General features: G+C 66.8%; 23 protein-coding genes and 3 rRNA genes. 13 read left to right on the top strand and 13 right to left on the bottom strand.

The features are described 5' to 3' along the window. Positions 1-29: 29 nt before the first annotated feature. Positions 30-296, bottom strand: a complete 267-nt coding sequence (gene rsrA / locus ABFX55_RS43035; RefSeq protein WP_183655832.1) for a mycothiol system anti-sigma-R factor — start codon at positions 294-296, stop codon at positions 30-32. After that, on the bottom strand, positions 293-898 hold the full coding sequence (locus ABFX55_RS43030; protein ID WP_192777809.1) for a sigma-70 family RNA polymerase sigma factor: 606 nt from the start codon (positions 896-898) through the stop codon (positions 293-295). The genes rsrA and ABFX55_RS43030 overlap by 4 nt, the downstream gene beginning before the upstream one ends. A gap of 264 nt (positions 899-1,162) precedes the next feature. On the opposite strand from ABFX55_RS43030, the gene ABFX55_RS43025 reads away from it, so the two are divergent. After that, positions 1,163-1,912 (top strand): class I SAM-dependent methyltransferase, encoded by a 750-nt coding sequence (locus ABFX55_RS43025; protein WP_183655829.1) that lies wholly within the window; start codon positions 1,163-1,165, stop codon positions 1,910-1,912. On the opposite strand, the gene ABFX55_RS43020 is transcribed toward ABFX55_RS43025, so the two are convergent. Together ABFX55_RS43020 and ABFX55_RS43015 are read right to left on the bottom strand one after the other, a co-directional pair. Continuing rightward, a complete protein-coding gene (locus ABFX55_RS43020) occupies positions 1,909-2,241 on the bottom strand; it encodes a TraR/DksA family transcriptional regulator (RefSeq protein ID WP_346129324.1) in 333 nt (110 codons plus the stop codon). The two genes, ABFX55_RS43025 and ABFX55_RS43020, sit on opposite strands and share 4 nt — an antisense overlap. Before the next feature lie 153 nt (positions 2,242-2,394). Then, entirely contained in the window at positions 2,395-3,141 is a 747-nt protein-coding gene (locus ABFX55_RS43015) for an SOS response-associated peptidase (RefSeq protein ID WP_346129323.1), read from the bottom strand. Positions 3,142-3,192: 51 nt separating this feature from the next. On the opposite strand from ABFX55_RS43015, the gene ABFX55_RS43010 reads away from it, so the two are divergent. The 3 genes from ABFX55_RS43010 (at position 3,193) to rsgA (ending at position 6,649) form a co-directional block, all read left to right on the top strand. Further along, positions 3,193-4,221: an NAD(P)-dependent alcohol dehydrogenase gene (locus ABFX55_RS43010; RefSeq protein ID WP_346129321.1), complete on the top strand. Its 1,029-nt coding sequence runs from the start codon at positions 3,193-3,195 to the stop codon at positions 4,219-4,221. An 81-nt stretch (positions 4,222-4,302) separates the two neighbouring features. Continuing rightward, positions 4,303-5,577 (top strand): 3-phosphoshikimate 1-carboxyvinyltransferase, encoded by a 1,275-nt coding sequence (gene aroA, locus ABFX55_RS43005; protein ID WP_346129319.1) that lies wholly within the window; start codon positions 4,303-4,305, stop codon positions 5,575-5,577. Positions 5,578-5,629: 52 nt separating this feature from the next. Continuing rightward, entirely contained in the window at positions 5,630-6,649 is a 1,020-nt protein-coding gene (gene rsgA / locus ABFX55_RS43000) for a ribosome small subunit-dependent GTPase A (protein ID WP_379479050.1), read from the top strand. A gap of 1 nt (position 6,650) precedes the next feature. Here rsgA and ABFX55_RS42995 read toward each other — a convergent pair whose 3' ends face one another. Further along, entirely contained in the window at positions 6,651-7,094 is a 444-nt protein-coding gene (locus ABFX55_RS42995; RefSeq protein WP_346129317.1) for a DUF4442 domain-containing protein, read from the bottom strand. A gap of 83 nt (positions 7,095-7,177) precedes the next feature. Between ABFX55_RS42995 and hisN the strand changes: the two genes are divergently transcribed. Next, positions 7,178-7,960 carry a histidinol-phosphatase gene (hisN, locus tag ABFX55_RS42990; RefSeq protein ID WP_346131413.1) on the top strand — a complete coding sequence of 261 codons (783 nt, stop codon included), beginning with the start codon at positions 7,178-7,180 and terminating at the stop codon, positions 7,958-7,960. A gap of 16 nt (positions 7,961-7,976) precedes the next feature. Here hisN and ABFX55_RS42985 read toward each other — a convergent pair whose 3' ends face one another. Beyond that, positions 7,977-8,759 carry a fructosamine kinase family protein gene (locus ABFX55_RS42985; protein ID WP_379479031.1) on the bottom strand — a complete coding sequence of 261 codons (783 nt, stop codon included), beginning with the start codon at positions 8,757-8,759 and terminating at the stop codon, positions 7,977-7,979. After that, positions 8,740-9,204 (bottom strand): low molecular weight protein-tyrosine-phosphatase, encoded by a 465-nt coding sequence (locus tag ABFX55_RS42980; protein WP_346129316.1) that lies wholly within the window; start codon positions 9,202-9,204, stop codon positions 8,740-8,742. The genes ABFX55_RS42985 and ABFX55_RS42980 overlap by 20 nt, the downstream gene beginning before the upstream one ends. A gap of 121 nt (positions 9,205-9,325) precedes the next feature. Here ABFX55_RS42980 and pstS point away from each other — a divergent pair, with 121 nt between their 5' ends. Genes pstS through ABFX55_RS42955 form a run of 5 tightly spaced genes read left to right on the top strand, consistent with a single transcriptional unit; the run spans position 9,326 to position 13,787 of the window. Then, entirely contained in the window at positions 9,326-10,441 is a 1,116-nt protein-coding gene (gene pstS / locus ABFX55_RS42975) for a phosphate ABC transporter substrate-binding protein PstS (RefSeq protein ID WP_346129315.1), read from the top strand. A 3-nt stretch (positions 10,442-10,444) separates the two neighbouring features. Further along, the gene (pstC, locus tag ABFX55_RS42970) at positions 10,445-11,425 is read left to right on the top strand and encodes a phosphate ABC transporter permease subunit PstC (protein WP_346129313.1); all 981 of its coding nucleotides are present in this window, start codon (positions 10,445-10,447) and stop codon (positions 11,423-11,425) included. Beyond that, positions 11,422-12,297 carry a phosphate ABC transporter permease PstA gene (gene pstA / locus ABFX55_RS42965; protein ID WP_346129312.1) on the top strand — a complete coding sequence of 292 codons (876 nt, stop codon included), beginning with the start codon at positions 11,422-11,424 and terminating at the stop codon, positions 12,295-12,297. The genes pstC and pstA overlap by 4 nt, the downstream gene beginning before the upstream one ends. Positions 12,298-12,312: 15 nt before the next feature. Continuing rightward, positions 12,313-13,089: a phosphate ABC transporter ATP-binding protein PstB gene (gene pstB / locus ABFX55_RS42960; RefSeq protein WP_346129311.1), complete on the top strand. Its 777-nt coding sequence runs from the start codon at positions 12,313-12,315 to the stop codon at positions 13,087-13,089. Next, on the top strand, positions 13,089-13,787 hold the full coding sequence (locus tag ABFX55_RS42955; protein ID WP_346129309.1) for a response regulator transcription factor: 699 nt from the start codon (positions 13,089-13,091) through the stop codon (positions 13,785-13,787). The genes pstB and ABFX55_RS42955 overlap by 1 nt, the downstream gene beginning before the upstream one ends. Here ABFX55_RS42955 and ABFX55_RS42950 read toward each other — a convergent pair. Beyond that, positions 13,763-14,656 (bottom strand): phenylalanine 4-monooxygenase, encoded by an 894-nt coding sequence (locus ABFX55_RS42950; RefSeq protein WP_346129307.1) that lies wholly within the window; start codon positions 14,654-14,656, stop codon positions 13,763-13,765. The two genes, ABFX55_RS42955 and ABFX55_RS42950, sit on opposite strands and share 25 nt — an antisense overlap. 127 nt (positions 14,657-14,783) lie before the next feature. Here ABFX55_RS42950 and ABFX55_RS42945 point away from each other — a divergent pair, with 127 nt between their 5' ends. Next, positions 14,784-15,248 carry an Lrp/AsnC family transcriptional regulator gene (locus tag ABFX55_RS42945; RefSeq protein ID WP_346129305.1) on the top strand — a complete coding sequence of 155 codons (465 nt, stop codon included), beginning with the start codon at positions 14,784-14,786 and terminating at the stop codon, positions 15,246-15,248. On the opposite strand, the gene ABFX55_RS42940 is transcribed toward ABFX55_RS42945, so the two are convergent. From ABFX55_RS42940 to ABFX55_RS42920, 5 genes are all read right to left on the bottom strand, one after another. Further along, the gene (locus tag ABFX55_RS42940) at positions 15,203-15,625 is read right to left on the bottom strand and encodes a hypothetical protein (RefSeq protein WP_346129303.1); all 423 of its coding nucleotides are present in this window, start codon (positions 15,623-15,625) and stop codon (positions 15,203-15,205) included. The genes ABFX55_RS42945 and ABFX55_RS42940 overlap by 46 nt on opposite strands. A 632-nt stretch (positions 15,626-16,257) precedes the next feature. After that, entirely contained in the window at positions 16,258-16,500 is a 243-nt protein-coding gene (locus tag ABFX55_RS42935; protein ID WP_346129301.1) for a hypothetical protein, read from the bottom strand. 91 nt (positions 16,501-16,591) lie between these two features. Next, positions 16,592-16,708 (bottom strand): 5S ribosomal RNA (gene rrf / locus ABFX55_RS42930). Positions 16,709-16,766: 58 nt separating this feature from the next. Beyond that, positions 16,767-19,873: ribosomal RNA gene (locus ABFX55_RS42925) — 23S ribosomal RNA — on the bottom strand. A 369-nt stretch (positions 19,874-20,242) separates the two neighbouring features. Further along, a 16S ribosomal RNA gene (locus tag ABFX55_RS42920) occupies positions 20,243-21,764 on the bottom strand. Together the 16S, 23S and 5S rRNA genes form the textbook arrangement of a ribosomal RNA operon. 525 nt (positions 21,765-22,289) lie before the next feature. Here ABFX55_RS42920 and ABFX55_RS42915 point away from each other — a divergent pair. Further along, positions 22,290-22,688 carry a hypothetical protein gene (locus ABFX55_RS42915; RefSeq protein WP_346129300.1) on the top strand — a complete coding sequence of 133 codons (399 nt, stop codon included), beginning with the start codon at positions 22,290-22,292 and terminating at the stop codon, positions 22,686-22,688. 49 nt (positions 22,689-22,737) lie between these two features. Then, positions 22,738-22,929 carry a hypothetical protein gene (locus tag ABFX55_RS42910; protein WP_346129298.1) on the top strand — a complete coding sequence of 64 codons (192 nt, stop codon included), beginning with the start codon at positions 22,738-22,740 and terminating at the stop codon, positions 22,927-22,929. The last annotated feature ends 23 nt before the right edge of the window (positions 22,930-22,952 follow it).

The raw sequence follows: 22,952 nt of genomic DNA, 5'->3' as shown, positions 1-22,952 counted from the left end.
ATGCTAGCCGGGCGGGCCGGCGGGGCGGGCTAGTCGGACAGGTCGGCCCGTACGCGAGCGATGCGGTCGAGGACCTTCGCGCGCAGGTCGTCGGGGACGGGGTCGCATCCGCAGTGCTTGGCGACCAGCGCCTTCACCGCCTTGTCGAGGTCGTACTCCTGCAGGCAGGGACCGCACTCGTCGAGGTGCACCCTGATGTCGACGCACTCACCCTCGCCGAGCTCGCCGTCGAGGTAGGCGTAGACCTTGTCGAGCACCTCGCGACAGTCCGTGTCGTGCGGCTCACCACAGCTCATTTGGATCCCTCCGCCGGGACCAGGCCACGCTCGCGAGCGTAGTCCTCGAGATGCGTCCGCAACTGCCTGCGGCCGCGGTGGAGTCTCGACATCACCGTGCCGATCGGGGTGCCCATGATGTCGGCGATTTCCTTGTAGGGAAAGCCCTCGACGTCAGCCAGGTAGACGGCGATCCTGAACTCCTCGGGCAACGCCGCGAGAGCTTCCTTGATGTCGCCGTCGGGCAGGTGCTCGAGCGCCTCGATCTCGGCGGACTTCAGCCCGCTCGAGGTGTGCGACTCGGCGCGCGCCAGCTGCCAGTCCTCGATCTCCTCGGTGCCCGACTGCTTCGGCTCCCGCTGCTTCTTGCGGTAGCTGTTGATGAAGGTGTTCGTCAGGATCCGGTAGAGCCAGGCCTTGAGGTTCGTGCCCTCCTGGAACTGGTGGAAGGAGGCGAACGCCTTGGCGAAGGTCTCCTGGAGGAGGTCCTCGGCATCGGCCGGGTTCCGGGTCATCCGGAGCGCGGCGGAGTAGAGCTGCTCGAGGTACGGCATGACGTCACGCTCGAACCGCTCGCTGCGCTGCTCCAGAGTCTCCGTGCCTGTCGCGGGCACCGGACCCACCCCCCTAAGATCGCCGGTGGCCTGCTGTGGCGGAACACCGTACTCAGGGGAGGATACCCGCTCGTCAGTGACCGTCAGGCCACCGGGGAGGGGTTCGGGAAGGGCGAGGCTGCGACCGGCGATGCGGTCGCGGCCCTCGGCGACTGCGAGCATGCTTGTCTGCAACACACCCGCGCGCGCGTCTGTTCCCGCAAGATAGAAGGTGACGAACGACCTGGTACGGGGAAAAACCAACGTACCTTTTCCGGAACACAGGAGTCGCGTGTGCTGCCCATTCCGGCCGAGGAACTGAACGGCTCAGGGACGCTCGGACCGTACTGGACCTTTTATCGTGCGGTCGTCGCCGAGCAGTTGAGCCGCTGGCTTCCCGGCCGTCCCTCCGTGGTCCTCGATCTGTCCGGCGGCAGGGGCCGCTGGTCCTCCCAGGCCGCCAAGGCCGGGCACAAGGTGATCGAGGTGGTCGACTTCCGCCGCGCCGTCGAGGGGCAGCCGCAGCTGCGCGATGCCGACCGGGTGCGCCAGGTTCGCGCCGACGATCTGGCCTTCCTGCCCGACGGGTGCGTGGACGCGGTGGTGGCCGAGGAGCGCGCCCTGTCGATCGAGCTGATGGCCGAGTCGGCGATGGAGGACGTGGTCCGCGTGCTGCGTCCCGGCGGGCGCGCCCTGGTCTGCGTCGACTCCCTGGTCCTCGGCATGGCGATACTGGCCGAGCAGAACTACTGGGCGCACCTGCGCCAGACCGGCGAGGTCATGCTGGTGCCGTGGCCCGACGGCAGCATCACCCGCTGCTTCAGCAGCGGCCAGCTGCGCGAGCTGCTCACCGGCGCTGGCCTGGAGGTCGAATGGGTACGGCCGCGCACCGTGCTGTCGCCCTCCACCGTCGACCACGTGCTCGCCACCGACACCAGGGCGCTGACCTGGCTGGTGCGCACCGAACTCGACGCGCATCCCAACGACGACGACACCGTCGGAATCCATCTCGTGGCGAGCGCGGTCAAGAAGGAGACGCGCTAGCGCCTTCTCTCCTGCCTCGACTGGCACTGCACGCATCTGGCGGCCTCGGGTCGCGCTTCCAGCCTGCCCTCCGGCACCTGCTTGCCGCAGTCGACGCACTCGCCGTAGGAGCCCTCGTCGAGGCGCTTGAGCGCGGCCACCACCGCGCCGCGCTGCGCGGTGGCCACGGTCAGCATGGCCTGCGCGCGGTCGGTGTCGGTCAGGTCGGATCCGGCGTCGGCCGCTGAGCGGTCCCTGACGGCCACCGGATCCCCGCGCAGCACGCCGATGGACCTGTCGAGCTCGGCGAGCATGCTCTCCAGTCGCTCTCGAGCGGTCGTGTCGTCCACGGTCCGCACCTCCGGGTAGGCGGGAGCGGCCGGCCGCGGGACTCCCCGGAGGTCCCGCCCGGCGCAGTGGGGGGCAAACAACGCGGTGACTCCGAGTAAACGGATGGCATCGCTTTCCTCACCGGATGCCCACTACGAACGCTTCTTACACTTTTAGAAGAGCGCGCCCTCTTCCTCCGGTTCCTGCGGCTCGATCAGGTGAGGGCCGTTGTTGCGCACGCTGTTGACGTCGGTGGAGACGGGGTAGGCGACCAGCCGTCCCGAGTCGGCGGGCACCAGCAGCCGCGACGCCTGCTCGGTGTCGGTCAGCGTGGGGTCGAGCCACTCCGCCCAGCGCTCCCGCTCGATCATCATGGGCATCCTGTCGTGGATGTGCCCGAGGTCGTCCTCCGCCTGCGTGGTGATGACCGTGCAGGTCACGAGCCACTTGAGCGGGTCGTCTTCGGCTCTGGTCGGGTCCTTCCAGAACTCGTAGAGCCCGGCCATGGCCAGCACGCCGTCGTCCTCGGGATGGATGTAGAAGGGCTGCTTCCTCTTCTTCTCGCCCTCAACCGGCATCCATTCGAAGTAACCATCGGCGGGCAGCAGGCACCTGCGCGAGGCGAAGGCCCTCTTGAAGGCGGGCTTCTCCGCGACGGTCTCCAGCCTGGCGTTGATCATGCGGGAGCCGATCGAGGGGTCCTTCGCCCAGACGGGCACCAGCCCCCATCGCATGACCCTCAGCTGCCTCACCGCTCGCTCGGCCTCCTTCGGCACCCTGCTGAGCACCGCGTAGACCTGCTTGGTGGGGGCGACGTTGTAGTCGGGCTGCAGTTCCTCATCGGGAGAGGCGTCCTGCTCGACCTCGAACTCCTCCAGGAGCTCGTGCTTCTTGCGCGCCGAGGCGTATCTGCCGCACATGCGTCCAGCCTGCCACGGGTTCGGCTCCCCCGCCCAGTAGGTTGGCTGGACATGAAGGCATTTCAGCTGGTCAGCCCAGGCAAGACCGAACTTCGCGACGTCGACGTGCCAGAGCCGGGTCCCGGTCAGGTTCTGCTGAAAGTGACCGGATCGGGCGTGTGCCACTCCGATCTGCACCTGCTTCACGCCCAGCAGTTGCCCTTCCCCATGACGCTCGGCCACGAGCCCGCGGGTCAGATCGTCGCGCTCGGCCCCCAGGTGAACGGATGGGCGACAGGACAGCATGCCATCTGCTACATCGTGTGGGGCTGCGGCGTGTGCCGCCGGTGCGCCACGGGGGCGGAGAACGCCTGCGAGCGCTTCCCCCGCGGCCTGGTGCCGGGGCCCGGCCTCGGCTACCCGGGCGCGATGGCGGAGTACATGCTCGCCCCCGCCAGGTCGCTGGTGCCGCTCGGCGATCTCGACCCCGTCGACTCCGCGCCGCTGGCGGACGCGGGGCTCACGCCGTACCACGCCATCGACCGCTCGCGCGAGCTGCTCACCCCGACCTCCACGGCCGTGGTGATCGGCGTCGGCGGGCTCGGCCACCTGGCGGTGCAGATCCTGCGAGCGATCACGGAGAGCACGGTCATCGCCGTCGACCTCGACCAGGAGAAGCTCACGGCGGCGCGCGGCCACGGCGCCGACCACGCCGTGCTGTCGGGTCCCGAGGCGGTGCCCGAGATCCTGGAGCTCACGCGCGGCAGGGGCGCGGACGTGGTGCTCGACTTCGTCGGCGTGACGCCAACGCTGTCCGTCGGCGCGGGGGTCGTCTCCTCCTACGGGCACCTGACGGTGCTCGGGCTCGGCGGCGGGTCCGTCGACTTCTCGGCCTCCGGTCCGCCGCAGGGGCTGCCGTGGGGCGCCACGGTCAGCAAGCCGTACGGCGGGACGCGCAGGGACCTGCACGAGGTGCTCTCGCTGGCCCAGCGCGGGCTCATCAAGGTGCAGGTGGAGCGGCACCCGCTGACCGCCGCCGACGACGTCCTGACCAGGCTGGAGCGCGGTGAGGTCCGGGGCCGCGCCGTCCTGGTCCCCTGACCGTGTACCTCATCTCCCCCCAGGCTCTCCCCCTCCTCACGGCCAGGCGGCCGTTGCGCCCGCTCCCGATAGGCTGAGCACATGTCCGCTCCGCTCTGGCCGGCCCCGACGGCCTCCGCCCCGGTCACCGCGACCGTCCGCCTGCCCGGCTCCAAGTCGGTCACCAACAGGGCGCTGCTGCTGGCCGCGCTGGCCGACGGCCCAGGCACCGTACGGCAGGCCCTGCGCAGCCGCGACGCCGACCTCATGGCGGCGGCCATGCGAGCGCTCGGCACCGAGCTGACCCCCTCGAACGAGAGCGCCTCAGGCGTCGACTGGCACGTCATCCCTGGCCCCGTCCGCGGCGGCGCCCGCATCGACGTCGGCCTCGCTGGCACGGTGATGCGCTTCGTGCCCCCCATGGCCGCGCTGGCCGAAGGGGAGGTGCACTTCGACGGCGACGCTCACGCCCGCAAGCGTCCCATGGGCCCGATCCTGTCCGCCCTGCGCGCGCTCGGCGCCGAGGTCGACAACGACTCGCTGCCCTTCACCGTCCGCGGCAGGGCCGTCGGCGGCGAGGTCACCATCGACGCCTCCGCCTCCTCCCAGCTCATCTCGGGGCTGCTGCTCACCGCCGCGCGGTTCGAGAAGGGCGTGACGATCCGCCACGAGGGCCCGCCCGTCCCCTCGATGCCGCACATCGAGATGACCGTCCAGATGCTGCGCGCGGCGGGCGTCACCGTCGACGACGACACGCGCGACGTGTGGCGGGTCGAGCCTGGCCCGATCAGCGCGAACGACCTGGTCGTCGAGCCCGACCTGTCCAACGCCGCGCCCTTCCTGTCCGCCGCGCTCATCACCGGCGGCACGGTCACCGTCCCCGGCTGGCCCGCCCTGACCACCCAGCCGGGCGACGAGCTGCGGGGCCTGCTCGGCGCGATGGGCGCCACCGTCGACCTCGGCCCCGACGGGCTCACCGTCACGGGAACCGGCCAGATCGCCGGCATCGACGCCGACCTCCACGAGGTGGGCGAGCTCACCCCGACCATCGCCGCGCTGGCCGCCCTGGCCTCCTCGCCCAGCACCCTGCGCGGCATCGCCCACCTGCGCGGCCACGAGACCGACAGGCTGGCGGCGCTCGTCACCGAGATCAACGGCCTGGGCGGCGACGCGGAGGAGACCGCCGACGGCCTGATCGTCAGGCCCGTCCCGCTGCACGGCGGCACCTTCCACAGCTACGCCGACCACCGCATGGCCACGGCGGGAGCCGTCATCGGGCTCGCCGTGCCCGGCGTCGAGGTGGAAGACATCGCGACGACGGGTAAGACACTTCCGGAGTTCGCCCACATGTGGGCGGAAATGCTGGGGCAGTCATGACCCGCGGGCCCGTCGGCAGCGGGGCCGCGCGCCGAGAGCAGGGAGCGGACCGCTGAGAAAGCGGGAGTACGACGAGGACGACGTCAGGATCAGGCCGAGCAAGGGCTCACGGCCTCGGACCAGGATCCGTCCTGCGCACGAGGACGCCGTCGAGGGCTTCGTGGTCGCCGTCGACAGGGGCCGCTACACCTGCCTCGTCGAGACGGCAGGCCGCAAGAAGAAGCGCGAGCGCCAGCTGGTCACCGCCATGAAGGCGCGTGAGCTCGGCCGCAAGGGCATCGTGGTCGGCGACAGGGTGGCCATCGTCGGCGACGTGACCGGCCAGGCCGACACGCTGGCCAGAGTCGTCAGGGTCGAGCCCCGCACCTCGATGCTGCGCCGCAGCGCGGACGACACCGAGGACACCGACGGCATCGAGCGTCCCATCGTGGCCAACGCCGACCAGCTCGTCATCGTCACCGCCCTGGCCGACCCGCCGCCGCGGCCCCGGATGATCGACCGCATCCTGGTGGCCGCCTTCGACGCCGAGATCGACTCGCTGCTCTGCCTCACCAAGTCCGACCTGGCCCCGCCCGCCGAGCTGGTGGCGCTGTACGAGCCGCTCGGCGTGCCGTACGTGGTGATGCAGAAGGGCGGCGAGCTGGAGGAGCTCCGCGAGCATCTCGCGGGGCGGATCAGCGTGCTGGTCGGGCACTCGGGTGTGGGCAAGTCCACCCTGGTCAACGCGCTGGTGCCCGACGCCAACAGGGCGGTCTCCCACGTCAACGCGGTCACCGGCAGGGGGCGCCACACCTCGAGCTCGGCGGTCGCGCTCGAGCTGCCCGAGGGCGGCTGGATCATCGACACGCCCGGCGTGCGCAGCTTCGGCCTGGCCCACGTCTCCGTCGAGACCGTCCTGGCGAGCTTCCCCGACCTGGTCGAGGGCACGGTCGACTGCCCCAAGGGCTGCAATCACCTCGACGAGGACTGCGCGCTCGACGCGTGGGTCGCCGCGGGCCACGCCGACCCCGCCCGCCTCGCCTCGCTGCGCCGTCTGCTGTCCATCCGCGAAGGCAGCCCCGAGCCCGAGTGAGTCAGCGGTTGGGGCGCAGGGTCCAGGAGACCGTCATCTCCGAGACCGTCGCCCCCTCCGCGTTGCGGATCTCGACGGCCACGTCGAACTCCGGCCGCTCCCCCGCGTCCAGCTTGGCCACGACCTCGTCGCGCGAGGCCAGCAGGCGCGCCTCGGCCACCACCTCGCCCATGGCCACCTTGCGGTAGCGGATGGTGGCCGTCGTGGGCAGCGGGACTGCGCGCGACAGCTGGTCGCCGAAGGTCGCCAGCGTCGCCGCGCCCGAGGCCGACTCCGCGAGCGCGAACAGCGCCCCCGCGTGCGGGCCCCCCACGTGGTTGTGCAGGTCCTGGCGGTCGGGCAGGCGGCAGACGGCCACGCCGTCCTCGACCTTGTCGTAGGTGATGTCGAGAGTGCGCGCGAAGGGCACCGTCTGCAGCAGGAGTTCGCCAACGTCGAGTGACATATCGCCATGCTACTGGCGAGTAACCCGAATGGGGACAAGCCACTCTGATGGAAGTGGTGTCCGACGCGATAGCGTGGCTCCTCGTGACGGGTTACAGCGACGATCTGCGTCTCGCGCATGTCATGGCGGACGCCGCCGACGACCTCACCCTGCGCCGGTTCAAGGCGGTCGACCTCAAGGTCGAGACCAAGCCGGACCTCACCCCGGTCAGCGACGCCGACCGGGCGGTGGAGGAGGCCATCAGGGGCACGCTGCGCAGGGCCAGGCCCCGCGACGCGGTCGTGGGCGAGGAGTTCGGCAAGACCGGCTACGGCGCCAGGTCGTGGATCATCGACCCGATCGACGGCACCAAGAACTACGTGCGCGGCGTGCCCGTGTGGGCGACGCTGATCGCGCTCATGGACCACGCCGAGGTCGTGGTCGGGCTGGTGTCGGCGCCCGCGCTCGGCCGCCGCTGGTGGGCGGCGCGCGAAGGCGGCGCGTGGACGGGCAAGAGCCTGACCAAGGCCACCCGCATGCGGGTCTCCTCGGTGAGCAGGCTCGAGGACGCCTCGTTCTCCTACTCCGACATCGAGGAGTGGGAGAAGGCCAGGCGGCTGGAGCCGTTCCTCAACCTGGGGCGGGCCTGCTGGCGCACCAGGGCCTACGGCGACTTCTGGTCGCACATGATGGTCGCCGAGGGCTCGGTCGACCTGTCGGCGGAGCCCGACCTGTCCCCGTGGGACATCGCCGCGCTGACAGTGATCGTCGAAGAGGCCGGCGGCACCTGGACGGGCCTCGACGGCGCCAAGGGGCTGGAGTCGGGCGGGCTGGTGTGCACCAACGGCACGCTCCACGACGAGGTGCTCAAGCGCCTCAACGCGTGAGCGTCACCGGTGCCGCTCAGAGCGCCAGAACCCGCGACACCGCGCCCATAAGCGCGTCCCTGTAGGCGTCGCCGTACAGGCAGACGTGCACCAGCAGCGGATGCAACTGGTGCAGCGGCACCCGCTCCCTCCAGCCGTCGGCCAGCGGCGCCTCCTCCTCGTACGCCCCGAGGACGACGTCCAGGTACGGCGCGCCGAACAGCGCGAGCATAGCCAGGTCGGTCTCCCTGTGACCGCCGTGCGCGGCGGGGTCGACGAGCACCGCCCTGCCCCCCGACCAGAGCACGTTGCCGCCCCACAGGTCGCCGTGGATGCGCGAGGGCGGCTCCTGCGGCCCCGAGACCTCAGGAAAGCGGGCGACGGCCCGCTCGATCAGCCGGACGTCCGCGGCGGCCAGCCGCGCCTGCCGTACGAAAGGCAGGACGCGGCAGGCGGCGTAGAACGAGGGCCAGTCGGCGGCGGGCTCGTTGGACATGGGCAGATCGGCGATGAAGCCCGGCCACGGAGCGCCGAAGGCGTCGGCGCCCAGCAGATGCGTCCTGGCGAGCTCGCGCCCGAAGCGCTCGGCGGCGGCGCGGGCGGGCCGCTCGGTGTCGATCCACTCCAGGACCAGACCGTCCTCGTGGGAGGACACCACGGTGGCCGCGATGGGGCCGAGCCAGCGCAGCCCCTCGGCCTCGGAGGTGAACAACGGGGAAACGGCGCCGTGCTTGCCGAACACGGGGCGCCCGTCGAGCATCCCCCTGCGCAGCCGCCATCCGTGCGAGGCGCCGAGGTCCTCAGTCCAGTCGATCGGCAAGGTACTTCGCCAGCCCTTCCGAGGCGGCCTTCACCTGGGCGAGCACGATCTCGAAGCCGTCGCGGCCGCCGTAGTAGGGGTCGGGCACCTCCGCGCCCTCCGGCGCCTCGAGGTCGAACGAGCGGAACAGCCGGACGTCGGTTCCCGCGGGCACGACCCGCCGCAGGGCGCCGAGGTTCTCCGCGTCCATGGCCACGACCAGGTCGTACTTGTCGAAACCGAACTGGCGAGCCCGGTGGAGCGAGCCGTCGTAGCCGTGCGCGGCCAGCACCGCGGCGGCGCGCTCGTCCATCGGGTCACCCACGTGCCAGCCGCCGGTTCCCGCGCTGTCGAGCGCCACCTTCTCCGACAGGCCGTGCTCGTCCAGAGTCTGCCTCAGCACCACCTCTGCCATCGGGGAGCGGCAGATGTTTCCCATGCAAACCAGCGATACGCGAAAGGTCATGCATCCCATCATGATGCTGACCTGGCCCGTTCACCGAACGTTCACCCCGATTCGGGGGTTGAGTCACCTTCGCTGCTTAACGTCGGTCTCGACTAAGGACCAAGTGGGAGGAAACCCAACCGTGAAGTATGCAGGCCGGCTCGCCGCCGTCGCCGTAGTCGGCGCGCTCTCGCTCGCTGCGTGCGGCACCGACAACAACACCGGTGCCCCTGCCGGCACCACGTCCGCGTCCGCCGCCGCGTCCTCGGGCAATGACAACGCCCTCAGCGGCACGATCAACGCGGCTGGGTCCTCGGCTCAGGCCAACGCGATCGACCAGTGGAAGAAGGACTTCCAGGCGAAGAACCCGAACGTCAACCTGAACTACCAGCCGAGCGGTTCCGGCGCTGGTGTCCAGGCGTTCATCCAGGGCACTGTCTCCTTTGCCGGCTCCGACTCGGCGCTGAAGGACGACAAGGGCGAGCCCGCCCAGGCCGACGCGCGTTGCAAGACCGGCAAGGCCATCAACCTGCCGATGGTCACCGGCCCTGTCGCCGTGGTCTACAACCTCCCCGGTGTCGACGGCCTGCAGCTGTCGCCCAAGACGATCGCCGGCATCTTCAACAGCACGATCACCAAGTGGGACGACGCCGCCATCAAGGCCGACAACCCCAGCGCGAAGCTGCCCTCCACGCCGATCCAGGCCTTCCACCGCTCGGACGAGTCCGGCACCAGCGACAACTTCACCAAGTTCCTCAAGGCCACGGCCGAGTGGCCGTACGAGCCCGCCAAGGCGTGGCCCGCTGAGGCCAAGGGTCAGGGCGCCAAGGGCTCCGACCAGGTCGCCGCCTCGGTGAAGGGCGCCGAGGGCGCCATCGGCTACGTGGAGCTCTCCTACGCCGAGAACTCCCAGCTGCAGAAGGCCAAGGTCGCCAACGGTTCGGGCGAGTTCGTCGAGCTCACCTCCGACAGCGCCGCCAAGACCGTCGAGGCCGCCGAGATCAAGGGCACCGGCAACGACCTCAAGCTGAGCATCGACTACGCCACCAAGGCCGCGGGCGCCTACCCGATCGTCCTGGTGACCTACGAGATCACCTGCGAGAAGGGCCTGCCGGCCGACCAGGTCCCGCTGGTGAAGTCCTTCCTGGGCTACACCGCCAGCGAGGAGGGCCAGGCTTCGCTGAAGGACCTCGGCTACGCCCCGCTCCCCGCGGCGCTGCTCACCAAGGTCCGCTCGGCCGTCGAGGCGATCTCCTAACTCATGACAACCCCCGTTCGCACCCGAGGAGGCGGGCCGGCCACGCGCCGGGCCGCCTCCCGGCGCAGCTCAGGTGAGGGTCCCTTCCGCTTCGCCTCCACCGGTGCCGGCGTCGTCCTGCTGGGAATCATGGCGGCCATCGCCGTCTTCCTGATCAGCGAGGCGATCCCGGCGTTGCAGGCGAACAAGGGCAACTTCTTCACCGAACTCATCTGGGAGCCCAACGGCAGCCAGGTCTTCGGCATCGCCGCCCTGGCCTTCGGGACCGTGCTCAGCTCGGCCCTCGCCCTCGTCATCGCGACCCCGATCGCGGTGGGCGTGGCGCTGTTCATCTCCCACTACGCGCCCCGCCGCCTTGCGGGGCCACTCGGGTATCTGGTCGACCTGCTCGCCGCCGTGCCCAGCGTCATCTACGGCCTGTGGGGCCTGGTCTTCCTGGTCCCCTTCCTGAAGACGCCTTCGGTATGGCTCAACGAGCACCTCGGCTGGTTCCCGCTGTTCGGCGGTGAAGGCGTCATCGGCGGCAAGACCATGCTCGCCGGCGCCATCGTGCTCGCGATCATGATCCTGCCGATCATCGCGGCGATCTCACGAGAGGTCTTCCTGCAGGCGCCGAAGATCAATGAGGAGGCGGCTCTCGCGCTCGGCGCGACCCGCTGGGAGATGATCAGGATGGCGGTGCTGCCGTTCGGCCGCCCCGGCGTCATCAGCGCGGCGATGCTCGGCCTCGGCCGGGCGATGGGCGAGACCATCGCGGTCGCGCTCATCTTCCCCGCGACCTTCGACCTCAGCTTCCAGATCCTCACCCCGCACGCCAACAGCATCGCGGCCAACATCGCCAACGGCTTCGGCGAAGCGACCCCCATCGGGCGCGGGGCGCTGATCGCCTCAGGTCTGGTGCTGTTCGTCATCACCCTGCTCGTCAACATGGGCGCCCGCATGGTGATCGCCCGCCGCAAGGAGTACGCGAGGGCCGCCGCATGAGCGCGATTCAGCGCATCTCGACCGGGCGACGGATCAAGGACAGGGTCGTCCAGGGCCTGGTCTACCTGGCCTTCGCGCTGGCCGTGGTCCCGCTCATCTCCGTCCTGTGGCTGGTCATCCAGAACGGCCTGGCCCGCTTCGACCTGGAGTTCCTGACCCACTCGATGCGCGGCATCGGGGCCAGGGACGCGGGCGGCGGCGCCTACCACGCCATCATCGGCACCCTGGAGCAGGTCCTGCTGGCCTCGGTCGTCGCGGTGCCCATCGGCGTGCTCACCGCCATCTACCTGGTGGAGTACGGCACCGGCGGGCGGCTCAGCCGTATGATCAGCTTCTTCGTGGACGTCATGACCGGCGTCCCTTCGATCGTGGCGGGCCTGTTCATCTTCGCCTTCTGGATCCTCTTCCTCGGCATCCCGTTCTCCGGGTTCGCGGGGGCGCTGGCGCTGTCGATCCTGATGATGCCGACGGTGGTGCGCTCGGCCGAGGAGATGCTCAGGCTGGTCCCCAACGACCTGCGTGAGGCCTCCTACGCCCTGGGCGTGCCCAAGTGGCGCACGATCCTCAAGGTCGTGCTGCCGACCGCGCTCACCGGCATCATCACCGGCGTCATGCTGGCCATCGCCCGCGTCGCCGGTGAGACCGCGCCACTGCTGCTGACCGTCTTCTTCACCGACTCCATCAACAACGATCCGTTCAACGGGCCGCAGATGGGACTCCCCCTCTACGTGTTCGACCAGGCGGCCCGTCCCAACGACACCGCCATCGACCGCGCGTGGGCGGGAGCTCTCACGCTCATCCTGATCGTCATGCTGCTGAACCTGGTCGCGCGCCTCATCGCCTGGTGGCGCTCGCCTGCCAGGGCCCGATAGGAGGTATCCGCCACCATGTCCAAGCAGATCCAGGTCTCGGGCCTCGACGCTTACTACGGATCGCACAAGGCCATCGAGGACGTCTCGATGACCATCGAACCCCGCTCGGTCACCGCGTTCATCGGCCCCTCCGGCTGCGGCAAGTCCACCTTCCTCCGCACGCTCAACCGCATGCACGAGGTCATCCCCGGCGCGCGGGTCGAGGGCAAGGTGCTCCTCGACGGCGAGGACCTCTACGGCTCCGACATCGAGCCCGTCTCGGTGCGCCGCGCGATCGGCATGGTCTTCCAGCGGCCCAACCCGTTCCCGACCATGTCCATCTACGAGAACGTGGCCGCGGGGCTCAAGCTCAACGGCCGCGTCTCCAAGTCGGAGACCGACGGCATCGTCGAGGAGTCGCTGAAGGGCGCCAACCTCTGGAACGAGGTCAAGGACCGCCTCAACAAGCCGGGCGCGGGCCTGTCCGGCGGTCAGCAGCAGCGTCTGTGCATCGCCCGCGCGATCGCGGTCAAGCCACAGGTGCTGCTCATGGACGAGCCCTGCTCGGCGCTCGACCCGATCTCCACGCTGGCCATCGAGGACCTGATGACCAAGCTCAAGGACGAGTACACGATCGTCATCGTCACCCACAACATGCAGCAGGCCGCCCGGGTGAGCGACCGCACCGCCTTCTTCAACCTCGCGGCCCAGGGTCAGCCCGGCAAGGTGGTCGAGATGGACGACACCTCACGAATGTTCACCAACCCCTCGCAGAAGGCCACCGAGGACTACATCACGGGGCGTTTCGGCTGATGGTCGTCGCGGCGAACGGGGACGCCCCTACAGCCCCCACGCTGCTGGTGGCCGACCCGGACGAGGACGTCATCCAGGAGCTGGCGGCGGCGCTCGAACGAGAGGGCGTCGAGGTCACCGGTGTGACCGACGGCGCCCAGGCGCTCCTGCAGGCCGGCGCCCTGCACCCTGACGTGGTGCTCGTGGGCGCCACGCTGCCGACCATCGGCGCGGTCGAGTTCGTCCGCGCCGTACGGCTCGCGCGCTCGGTGCCCGTCCTTCTCGGCGTCGGTGAGGGGCACGCCGAGCAGGCCGTCCAGGCGCTGGCCGCGGGCGCTTCGGCGTGCGTGGCCAGGCCGTACCGGGTGCTGGAGCTGCTGCCCTTCATCCAGGCGGCCTCCCACGGCGGCGAGACACGCAAGGTGCTGAGCGTGGGAAGCGTGGAGCTCGACGTCCACGCCTACCAGGTGCGCGTCGCGGGCCATGCCGTCCACCTGCCGTTGCGCGAGTTCGAGCTGCTGCACTACCTGATGCGCAACGCCGACCGTACGGTGACCCGCGAGCAGATCATGAGGAACGTCTGGCACTCCGCCGACGGCACCTCGACCAACACGATCGCGGTGCACGTCAAACGGCTCCGGGCGCGCCTGGGCGACGAGGACGACCAGCTGATCCAGACCGTGCGCGGTGTCGGCTACCGGCTGATCACGCCTGCCTGAAGCTCGGCGATGCTGTCGTCGTCGCAGGTCTCCCAGAAGGCGCCCACGACGTCCTCCAGGTGCCGCATCGACTCGGCACGGAACAGCACGTCCTGGTACTTCGTGATGTCGTACTGCGTGGCGCCCATGACCCGCAGGTCGAGGGGCCTGATGTCCATGCCCCTGAACTCCTCGATCTCGCCGTAGGACGACAGGATGCCCGCCCCGTACGCGCGCAGCTCACCGCTCTCGGCCATCACGCCGAACTCCAGCGTGAACCAGAAGACCTTCGAGACGAACTCCAGCGCCTCGTCGCTCTCCACCCGCCGCGCCGCCGCTCCCGCCAGCCGGTACAGCGCCGCGAACCGGTCGTTGGCCAGCGCGTTGGCGTGCCCGATCACCTCGTGGACGACATCGGGCTCGGGCGTGTAGAAGGGCACCGAGTGGTGGCGGATGTACTGGGTGGAGTGGAAGTAGCCGTCGGCCAGCACGCCGTAGAAGTCACGCAGCGGGACGAGCCCGGCCGCGGGAAGGTATCTGAACCCGGTGAGCGGCTCCAGCAGCTCGCTCACCTCCTGCAGCTGCGGGATCCTGTCCGTGGGCAGGCCCAGCCTGGACGCGCCCTCCAGGTACTCCGCCGTGGCGTACTTCCTGTGCTTGATGGCCAGCTCGTGCGAGATCAGCGACCAGATGCGGTGTTCCTGCTCGGTGTACTCGGCCGCCGGGATCGGCTCGCCCTGCCGATGGTTGACGGCCAGAGCCGCGATCGCGTTTCGCCTGGCCCGGTAGACCTGGTCGGCGAAGCCGGGATGTGACGTCGCCAGCTCAACCACCACGGACCCGTCGTCCTGGGCGGAGACCGGCGCGAAGTACTGCGCTTCCTCGAACATGCAAGAATGACAGCAATTACAGCTTTCGTTGGCAAGAGTGACCAGTTTCACTGGGCGATTCGCGCAATATCGCTTGATCGAATCGGGCTTTGACTGCGCGAATCGCCCATACCTTGTGGAGGCGGCCATGGACGAGCTCGACGCCAGGCTCCTGGTGACCATGCGCGCCCACCCTCGCATCGGGCTGACCGAGCTGGCCAGGCTGCTGGGTGTGGCCAGGGGGACGGTCCAGGCCAGGGTGGAGAAGCTGACGGCTCGCGGGGTCATCGTCGACTTCGGCCCGACGGTCTCCGCCGCGGGCACCGGCCACCCGATCCTGGCCTTCGTCTGGCTCCAGATCGCCCAGGGACGGCTGGCCGAGGCCGTCCAGGCGCTGCACGACGTGCCGCAGATCCTCGAGGTGCACGGCACGAGCGGACAGCACGACCTGCTGTGCAGGGTGGTGGCCAGGAGCACCGACCACCTGCAGGAGGTCATCGCGCGCATTCTCGCCTCTCCTGCGGTCCAGCGCACCGACACCACGATCGCGCTGTCGACGCAGATCCCCTATCGGATCGAGCCCCTGATCGCCTCCTCCCACGAGGAGAGGTAGACCTGGTACCCGCCCGCGAAGCGGCGCAACTCGCGCTCGCCCTCGTCGCTGAGCGCGGTCAGGTCGTAGGTCACCCGTACGAGACTCTCCCCTCTCGCCTCTGATGCCCCCACGCTCGCCTCCACTGGCTCGAGGGTGACGGTGACGGTGCCGGCCCTGCTGCCGGGGGTGATGCGCGCATACGAGATGAGGCGGCCCGGCCGGCGATCGACCACCACCCAGATGGTGTTCTCTTCGTGGGCGGCGGTCTCGAACACCGTGCCCGGCGCCGAGTCGTCGTCCACCGGATGCAGGAAGACCGGCTCCCACCCTTCCGCCCAGCGCTCCTCCCCACGCGGGGTGAACAGCACGAACGCCTCCTCGGGCGGAAGCGGCACCACAAAGGACCCTGTCAGCCGACACCGCCCACCCGACTCCGGACGAGGTCCGTACTCACCCGAAACCGCGCGACGGCCCGCCCCACCCGACTCTGGAGGGGGTTCGAGGTCGCCCACCACCACGTGGAGGCTCAGCCCATCCGGACCCTGGACGAGGGCCGTGTCGCCCGCTGTCGCTTGGAGGCCCGGCCCACCCGACTCTGGACGGGGTTCGAGTTCTCCCGCCACCGGGTGGAGGCTCAGCTCATCCGACTCCGGACGAGGTCCGTACTCACCCGATACCGACTGACGGCCCAGCCCGTCTGACTCTGGGCAAGGTCCGCGCTCAGCCGATTCCGGGTGACGGCTCAGCCCATCCGGCTCTGGACAGGGGACATGCTCGCCCGCTACCGCGTGGAGACCCGGCCCGTCTGACTCTGGGCGAGGTCCGCAGACGCGCGATACCGCGTGGAGGTTCGGCACACCCGGGTCTGAGCGAAGTTCTTCCCCGCCTGAGTCCGCGTGGAGACTCAGGCCACCCGTCGCCGCAGGAGGGCGCCGTTCATCCGCCTGTTCGCCGAAAACGCGCTGAGGGTGTTGTCCACCCGCCTCCAGGTGGAGATCCTTACCGCCATGGTGCTTCTCGGGGCTGTTCATCGCTCGATCAGCCGGTGGGCGTCGGCGGCGGTGAGGGTCAGGCCGTAGACCGCCTTGAGCTGCTCGATCTTCACGAGTGTCTCCGGTGAGAACGGGACCTTGCCCTCGAAGGCGTGCAGCGCGATGCCCTCGACGAGATCACCGAGTGAGATGTCCAGGTACTCGGCCAGCCCCTTGAGGACCTTGAGCACGTTGCGCTCCACACGAAGCCCGGTCTGCGTACGATCGACTGTTACCATGGTATCAATGTACCAACTTGCACAAAAGAAGGGACTCCGGAAATGCAGAAAGGGCCCCACCCAACGGGTGAAGCCCTTCCATACAAAGATTGCGCGGCGGCGACCTACTCTCCCACACCCTCCCGAGTGCAGTACCATCGGCGCTGCAGAGCTTAACTTCCGGGTTCGGAATGTAACCGGGTGTTTCCTCTACGCTATAACCGCCGCAACCCTACGAGACCATTTGCTGTCTCAGAATTGCCTAGTGGACGCGAGCAAAAAGCTTTGTGGTCAAGTCCTCGGCCTATTAGTACCGGTCAGCTCCACACGTTACCGTGCTTCCACCTCCGGCCTATCAACCCGGTCGTCTACCGGGAGCCTTACCCACACAACGTGGTGGGAGACCTCATCTCAAGGCGAGCTTCCCGCTTAGATGCTTTCAGCGGTTATCCCTTCCGAACGTAGCCAACCAGCCGTGCACCTGGCGGTACAACTGGCACACCAGAGGTTCGTCCGTCCCGGTCCTCTCGTACTAGGGACAGCCCCTTTCAAGTCTCCTGCGCGCGCAGCGGATAGGGACCGAACTGTCTCGCGACGTTCTAAACCCAGCTCGCGTACCGCTTTAATGGGCGAACAGCCCAACCCTTGGGACCTACTCCAGCCCCAGGATGCGACGAGCCGACATCGAGGTGCCAAACCATCCCGTCGATATGGACTCTTGGGGAAGATCAGCCTGTTATCCCCGGGGTACCTTTTAGCCGTTGAGCGACGGCGCTTCCACATGCCACCGCCGGATCACTAGTCCCAGCTTTCGCTCCTGCTCGACCCGTCAGTCTCACAGTCAAGCTCCCTTGTGCACTTACACTCAACACCTGATTGCCAACCAGGCTGAGGGAACCTTTGGGCGCCTCCGTTACTCTTTAGGAGGCAACCGCCCCAGTTAAACTACCCACCAGACACTGTCCCCGATCCGGATCACGGACCAGAGTTAGACGTTCAAAACGACCAGAGTGGTATTTCACCAATGACTCCACCCGAACTAGCGTCCGAGCTTCACAGTCTCCCACCTATCCTACACAAGACGTTCCAAACGCCAATGTCAAGCTGTAGTGAAGGTCCCGGGGTCTTTCCGTCCTGCTGCGCGTAACGAGCATCTTTACTCGTAGTGCAATTTCGCCGGGTCTGCGGTTGAGACAGCGGGGAAGTCGTTACGCCATTCGTGCAGGTCGGAACTTACCCGACAAGGAATTTCGCTACCTTAGGATGGTTATAGTTACCACCGCCGTTTACCGGCGCTTAAGTTCTCACCTTCGCCACTTGCGTGGCTAAGCGGTCCCCTTAACGTTCCGGCACCGGGCAGGCGTCAGTCCGTATACATCGTCTTACGACTTCGCACGGACCTGTGTTTTTAGTAAACAGTCGCTTCCCCCTGGCCACTGCGACCCCCACCAGCTCAGAAAGCTAGTTTCGTCACCAGCAGAGGTCCCCCTTCTCCCGAAGTTACGGGGGCAATTTGCCGAGTTCCTTAACCACAGTTCACCCGATCGCCTTGGTATTCTCTACCTGACCACCTGAGTCGGTTTAGGGTACGGGCCGCCACAACACTCGCTAGAGGCTTTTCTCGGCAGCATAGGATCATCCACTTCGCCACAATCGGCTCGGCATCACATCTCAGGATCAATGCGTCGCGGATTTGCCTACGACACTCCCTACATGCTTACCCCAGGAACAACCATCGCCTGGGTTGGACTACCTTCCTGCGTCACCCCATCGCTTACCTACTACCCGATCGGATCGAGCGTTCAGCCTCACCACTTGTCCCGAAGGACGCTGCGGGGCTTAAGGACTCTTAGCATCACGAGGTTCGATATGGGCGTGTTAAAGCGGGTACGGGAATATCAACCCGTTGTCCATCGACTACGCCTGTCGGCCTCGCCTTAGGTCCCGACTTACCCTGGGCGGATTAGCCTGGCCCAGGAACCCTTGGTCATTCGGCGGCAGGGTTTCTCACCCTGCATTCGCTACTCATGCCTGCATTCTCACTCGCACAGCCTCCACAACTAGATCACTCTGCTGCTTCGCCGGCTGCACGACGCTCCCCTACCCATCAACCCCGCATGGGGGTCAATGCCACGACTTCGGCGGTGTACTTGAGCCCCGCTACATTGTCGGCGCGGAATCACTTGACCAGTGAGCTATTACGCACTCTTTCAAGGGTGGCTGCTTCTAAGCCAACCTCCTGGTTGTCTCTGCGACTCCACATCCTTTCCCACTTAGCACACGCTTAGGGGCCTTAGTCGGTGATCTGGGCTGTTTCCCTCTCGACTACGGAGCTTATCCCCCGCAGTCTCACTGCCACGCTCTCACTTACCGGCATTCGGAGTTTGGCTGACGTCAGTAACCTTGTCGGGCCCATCGGCCATCCAGTGCTCTACCTCCGGCAAGAAACACGTGACGCTGCACCTAAATGCATTTCGGGGAGAACCAGCTATCACGGAGTTTGATTGGCCTTTCACCCCTACACACAGGTCATCCCCCAGGTTTTCAACCCTGGTGGGTTCGGTCCTCCACGAGGTCTTACCCTCGCTTCAACCTGCCCATGCGTAGATCACTCCGCTTCGGGTCTACAGCATGCGACTCAAACGCCCTATTCAGACTCGCTTTCGCTACGGCTCCCCCACACGGGTTAACCTCGCCACACACCATAACTCGCAGGCTCATTCTTCAAAAGGCACGCAGTCACATCACACACCAGCAAGCTGATGTAAGCTCCTACGGCTTGTAGGCACACGGTTTCAGGTACTATTTCACGACCCCTCACCGGGGCACTTTTCACCTTTCCCTCACGGTACTAGTGCACTATCGGTCATCAGGGAGTATTTAGGCTTACCAGGTGGTCCTGGCAGATTCACACAGGATTTCTCGGGCCCCGTGCTACTTGGGATCCCCTCAAACAGTCGACAAGGTTTCGCCTACCCGGCTCTCACGGTCTACGGCAGCCCTTCCCAGAGCTTTCAACTACCCCATCGATTTCTCACTGTTCGACCAATCGGCAGATCAGTCAAGAGGGTCCCACGACCCCGAACATGCAACGCCTGCCGGCTATCACACATGCCCGGTTTAGCCTCATCCGCTTTCGCTCACCACTACTCACGGAATCACTGTTGTTTTCTCTTCCTACGGGTACTGAGATGTTTCACTTCCCCGCGTTACCACCAACCGCCCTATACATTCAGGCGGAGGCAACACCACATGACTGGTGCTAGGTTTCCCCATTCGGACATCCCCGGATCAACGTCTGGTTGGCGACTCCCCGAGGCTTAACGCAGCCTCCCACGTCCTTCATCGGCTCCTGATGCCAAGGCATCCACCGTGTGCCCTAAAAAACTTGGCCACAAAGATGCTCGCGTCCACTATGCAAATCTCAAACAACAAACAGCAACCAACTCCAAACCACACAATGATGGTTCTTCGCTGGCCCTGTATGAGGCGGAACAGACGGATCAGGCCACCATGCGAAACCCGCAGCGGGTGGCCCCTACGATCCGGTCCGTTTCCTCAGGACCCAACAGTGTGTTTCAGACCCGGTCCAAGCCCCCGAAACCAGCGTTCCCACTCCCTCCGAAGAAGGCGGTACTAGCGGCCCGGCAACCCGGTCCAGCTGACTAGCCAGTGCTCCACTAATGAGCTGCCGAGCATCAGACGTTCGCTGATGACCTCGACGTAGGCCGGAGGCTCGCGCCTTCGACCAGCTGCTCCTTAGAAAGGAGGTGATCCAGCCGCACCTTCCGGTACGGCTACCTTGTTACGACTTCGTCCCAATCGCCAGCCCCACCTTCGACCGCTCCCCCCAGCAAGCTGGTTGGGCCACGGGCTTCGGGTGTTGCCGACTTTCGTGACGTGACGGGCGGTGTGTACAAGGCCCGGGAACGTATTCACCGCAGCGTTGCTGATCTGCGATTACTAGCGACTCCGACTTCATGGGGTCGAGTTGCAGACCCCAATCCGAACTGAGACCGGCTTTTAGGGATTCGCTCCACCTCACGGTATCGCAACCCTCTGTACCGGCCATTGTAGCATGTTTGCAGCCCAAGACATAAGGGGCATGATGACTTGACGTCATCCCCACCTTCCTCCGAGTTGACCCCGGCAGTCCCCCATGAGTCCCCAGCACGCCGAAGCGCCTGCTGGCAACATGGAGCAAGGGTTGCGCTCGTTGCGGGACTTAACCCAACATCTCACGACACGAGCTGACGACAGCCATGCACCACCTGTCACCCAGTCCGAAGAGGGCCACATCTCTGCAGCTTTCCGGGCGATGTCAAGCCTTGGTAAGGTTCTTCGCGTTGCGTCGAATTAAGCAACATGCTCCGCCGCTTGTGCGGGCCCCCGTCAATTCCTTTGAGTTTTAGCCTTGCGGCCGTACTCCCCAGGCGGGGCGCTTAATGCGTTAGCTCCGGCACGGAGATCGTGGAAGATCCCCACACCTAGCGCCCAACGTTTACAGCGTGGACTACCAGGGTATCTAATCCTGTTCGCTCCCCACGCTTTCGCTCCTCAGCGTCAGGTAAGGCCCAGAGAACCGCCTTCGCCACCGGTGTTCCTCCTGATATCTGCGCATTTCACCGCTACACCAGGAATTCCGTTCTCCCCTACCTACCTCTAGCCAGCCCGTATCCACCGCAGACCCGCAGTTAAGCTGCGAGCTTTCACGGCAGACGCGACAAGCCACCTACGAGCTCTTTACGCCCAATAATTCCGGACAACGCTTGCGCCCTACGTATTACCGCGGCTGCTGGCACGTAGTTAGCCGGCGCTTCTTCTGCAGGTACACGTCAACTTCGTCCCTGCTGAAAGAGGTTTACAACCCGAAGGCCGTCATCCCCCACGCGGCGTCGCTGCGTCAGGCTTTCGCCCATTGCGCAATATTCCCCACTGCTGCCTCCCGTAGGAGTCTGGGCCGTGTCTCAGTCCCAGTGTGGCCGGTCGCCCTCTCAGGCCGGCTACCCGTCGTCGCCTTGGTAGGCCACTACCCCACCAACAAGCTGATAGGCCGCGAGCCCATCCCCAACCGAAAAAACTTTCCACCACCACCCGATGCCGGGGGCGGTCGTATCCGGTATTAGACCCAGTTTCCCGGGCTTATCCCAGAGTCAGGGGCAGGTTGCTCACGTGTTACTCACCCGTTCGCCGCTCGAGTACCCCGAAGGGCCTTTCCGCTCGACTTGCATGTGTTAAGCACGCCGCCAGCGTTCGTCCTGAGCCAGGATCAAACTCTCCAAACAATGTTTGAGAATTTCTCCCGGCTGAAACATGAATGTTCCAACCAAAGGAATCCGTCCAATGGACGGGGTTGTGCATCATGCACTGGCTTTTAACACACTGTTGAGTTCTCAAGAAACGGACGCATTCACCGTCACCTACCCGGTGGCACTCGCTTCGTTATGTCTTTATTCTTTCAGCTCCCCCGGTCGGAGTCAAATTGACTCTTTCCGAGAAATCATCGGGAATTCCGACGCCCCGTTTCCGGGGCAACCCCTCAAACTTACCAGCGATCCGGACAGGTGCGAACCAACCGGACAGTGGATCAGGAAGTGGGTTTCGCCGGACCATGCCCCTGCGGGCGGGCCGGCGACAGAAACTCTAGCAGGACTCCTGGACCACATGGGGCCACTCAGGCGATCAGTTGGTCATTCCCTCCCCTCCGATGCTTCAAACCTTCCCCTCTCGCAACCAGTTGGCAAGTCATCCGCAATCGCCGCCCTGTACGAAGTAGGCACGAGCTCACTGCGCCCGTGGAGGTGCCTGTCATGCCCCGCTCGGAGTTCGACGACATCCGCGCCGCCATCGCCGACGAGACCAACCACGCCGGCGAGCTGCTGCGGATCGCCAGCGACCTGCTCGACGACCTGGAGCAGGTCCGCATGCGCGAGGCCGCGTTGCGCACCTACTACCTGCGACTGCTCACCGCGGCCCGCGCGACGGCCGCGGCCGAGGCGGCGGGGGCGCCTGAGCCTCTGGTCTTCCTGCGGCACGAGCTGGCCGAGCACGGTCAGCTGCCCGCAGACGACGAGAGCGTCCAGCGCATCCTGTCCGATGCGCGGACCGCCGCCGCGCTGCTCGCGGCGCTCGACCAGCCGACGGTTCCCAAGCGGACGGGCCTGCGCCTGCGCAGGTGCGTCGGGAGCAGCCGCACGCTGCCGAGATGACGACCGAGCGCATACCCGTCCTTGGATCGACGCCTGCGACACTGCTCAGATGTGGCAGAAGGTAGGAAACTGGGCGGCAGTCGCCCTCGTTGGAGGGTTCGGCCTCCTCTGGACGGGCGTGGTGCTCTTCGCCGTCGAGCCCACCCCCGACTGGGTGCGCGCGGCCCAGGTGGCCTTCGGCGTCCTGCTCGCCGGGTGGGCCGCCCACAAGGCCACCTCGATGCTCCGCCGTACCGCGTGATGCCGAGAATCGGGCACTGAGCC

This window comes from Nonomuraea roseola, assembly GCF_039535395.1.
Lineage (GTDB): Bacteria > Actinomycetota > Actinomycetes > Streptosporangiales > Streptosporangiaceae > Nonomuraea > Nonomuraea roseola.
Note: the sequence above shows the minus strand (reverse complement) of the source record. Positions and strands in the feature narration are given on the sequence as shown.

Bases quoted from the DNA above. Each gene is read 5' to 3' on its own strand.
- aroA (WP_346129319.1), top strand. From the start codon at position 4,303: ATGTCCGCTCCGCTCTGGCCGGCCCCGACGGCCTCCGCCCCGGTCACC.
- pstB (WP_346129311.1), top strand. From the start codon at position 12,313: ATGTCCAAGCAGATCCAGGTCTCGGGCCTCGACGCTTACTACGGATCG.
- ABFX55_RS42995 (WP_346129317.1), bottom strand. From the start codon at position 7,094: ATGTCACTCGACGTTGGCGAACTCCTGCTGCAGACGGTGCCCTTCGCG.
- ABFX55_RS42950 (WP_346129307.1), bottom strand. From the start codon at position 14,656: ATGTTCGAGGAAGCGCAGTACTTCGCGCCGGTCTCCGCCCAGGACGAC.
- ABFX55_RS43015 (WP_346129323.1), bottom strand. From the start codon at position 3,141: ATGTGCGGCAGATACGCCTCGGCGCGCAAGAAGCACGAGCTCCTGGAG.
- ABFX55_RS42910 (WP_346129298.1), top strand. From the start codon at position 22,738: ATGTGGCAGAAGGTAGGAAACTGGGCGGCAGTCGCCCTCGTTGGAGGG.
- pstA (WP_346129312.1), top strand. From the start codon at position 11,422: ATGAGCGCGATTCAGCGCATCTCGACCGGGCGACGGATCAAGGACAGG.
- ABFX55_RS42935 (WP_346129301.1), bottom strand. From the start codon at position 16,500: ATGGTAACAGTCGATCGTACGCAGACCGGGCTTCGTGTGGAGCGCAAC.
- pstC (WP_346129313.1), top strand. From the start codon at position 10,445: ATGACAACCCCCGTTCGCACCCGAGGAGGCGGGCCGGCCACGCGCCGG.
- ABFX55_RS43010 (WP_346129321.1), top strand. From the start codon at position 3,193: ATGAAGGCATTTCAGCTGGTCAGCCCAGGCAAGACCGAACTTCGCGAC.
- ABFX55_RS42980 (WP_346129316.1), bottom strand. From the start codon at position 9,204: ATGACCTTTCGCGTATCGCTGGTTTGCATGGGAAACATCTGCCGCTCC.
- ABFX55_RS42945 (WP_346129305.1), top strand. From the start codon at position 14,784: ATGGACGAGCTCGACGCCAGGCTCCTGGTGACCATGCGCGCCCACCCT.
- rsrA (WP_183655832.1), bottom strand. From the start codon at position 296: ATGAGCTGTGGTGAGCCGCACGACACGGACTGTCGCGAGGTGCTCGAC.
- ABFX55_RS42915 (WP_346129300.1), top strand. From the start codon at position 22,290: ATGCCCCGCTCGGAGTTCGACGACATCCGCGCCGCCATCGCCGACGAG.
- ABFX55_RS42955 (WP_346129309.1), top strand. From the start codon at position 13,089: ATGGTCGTCGCGGCGAACGGGGACGCCCCTACAGCCCCCACGCTGCTG.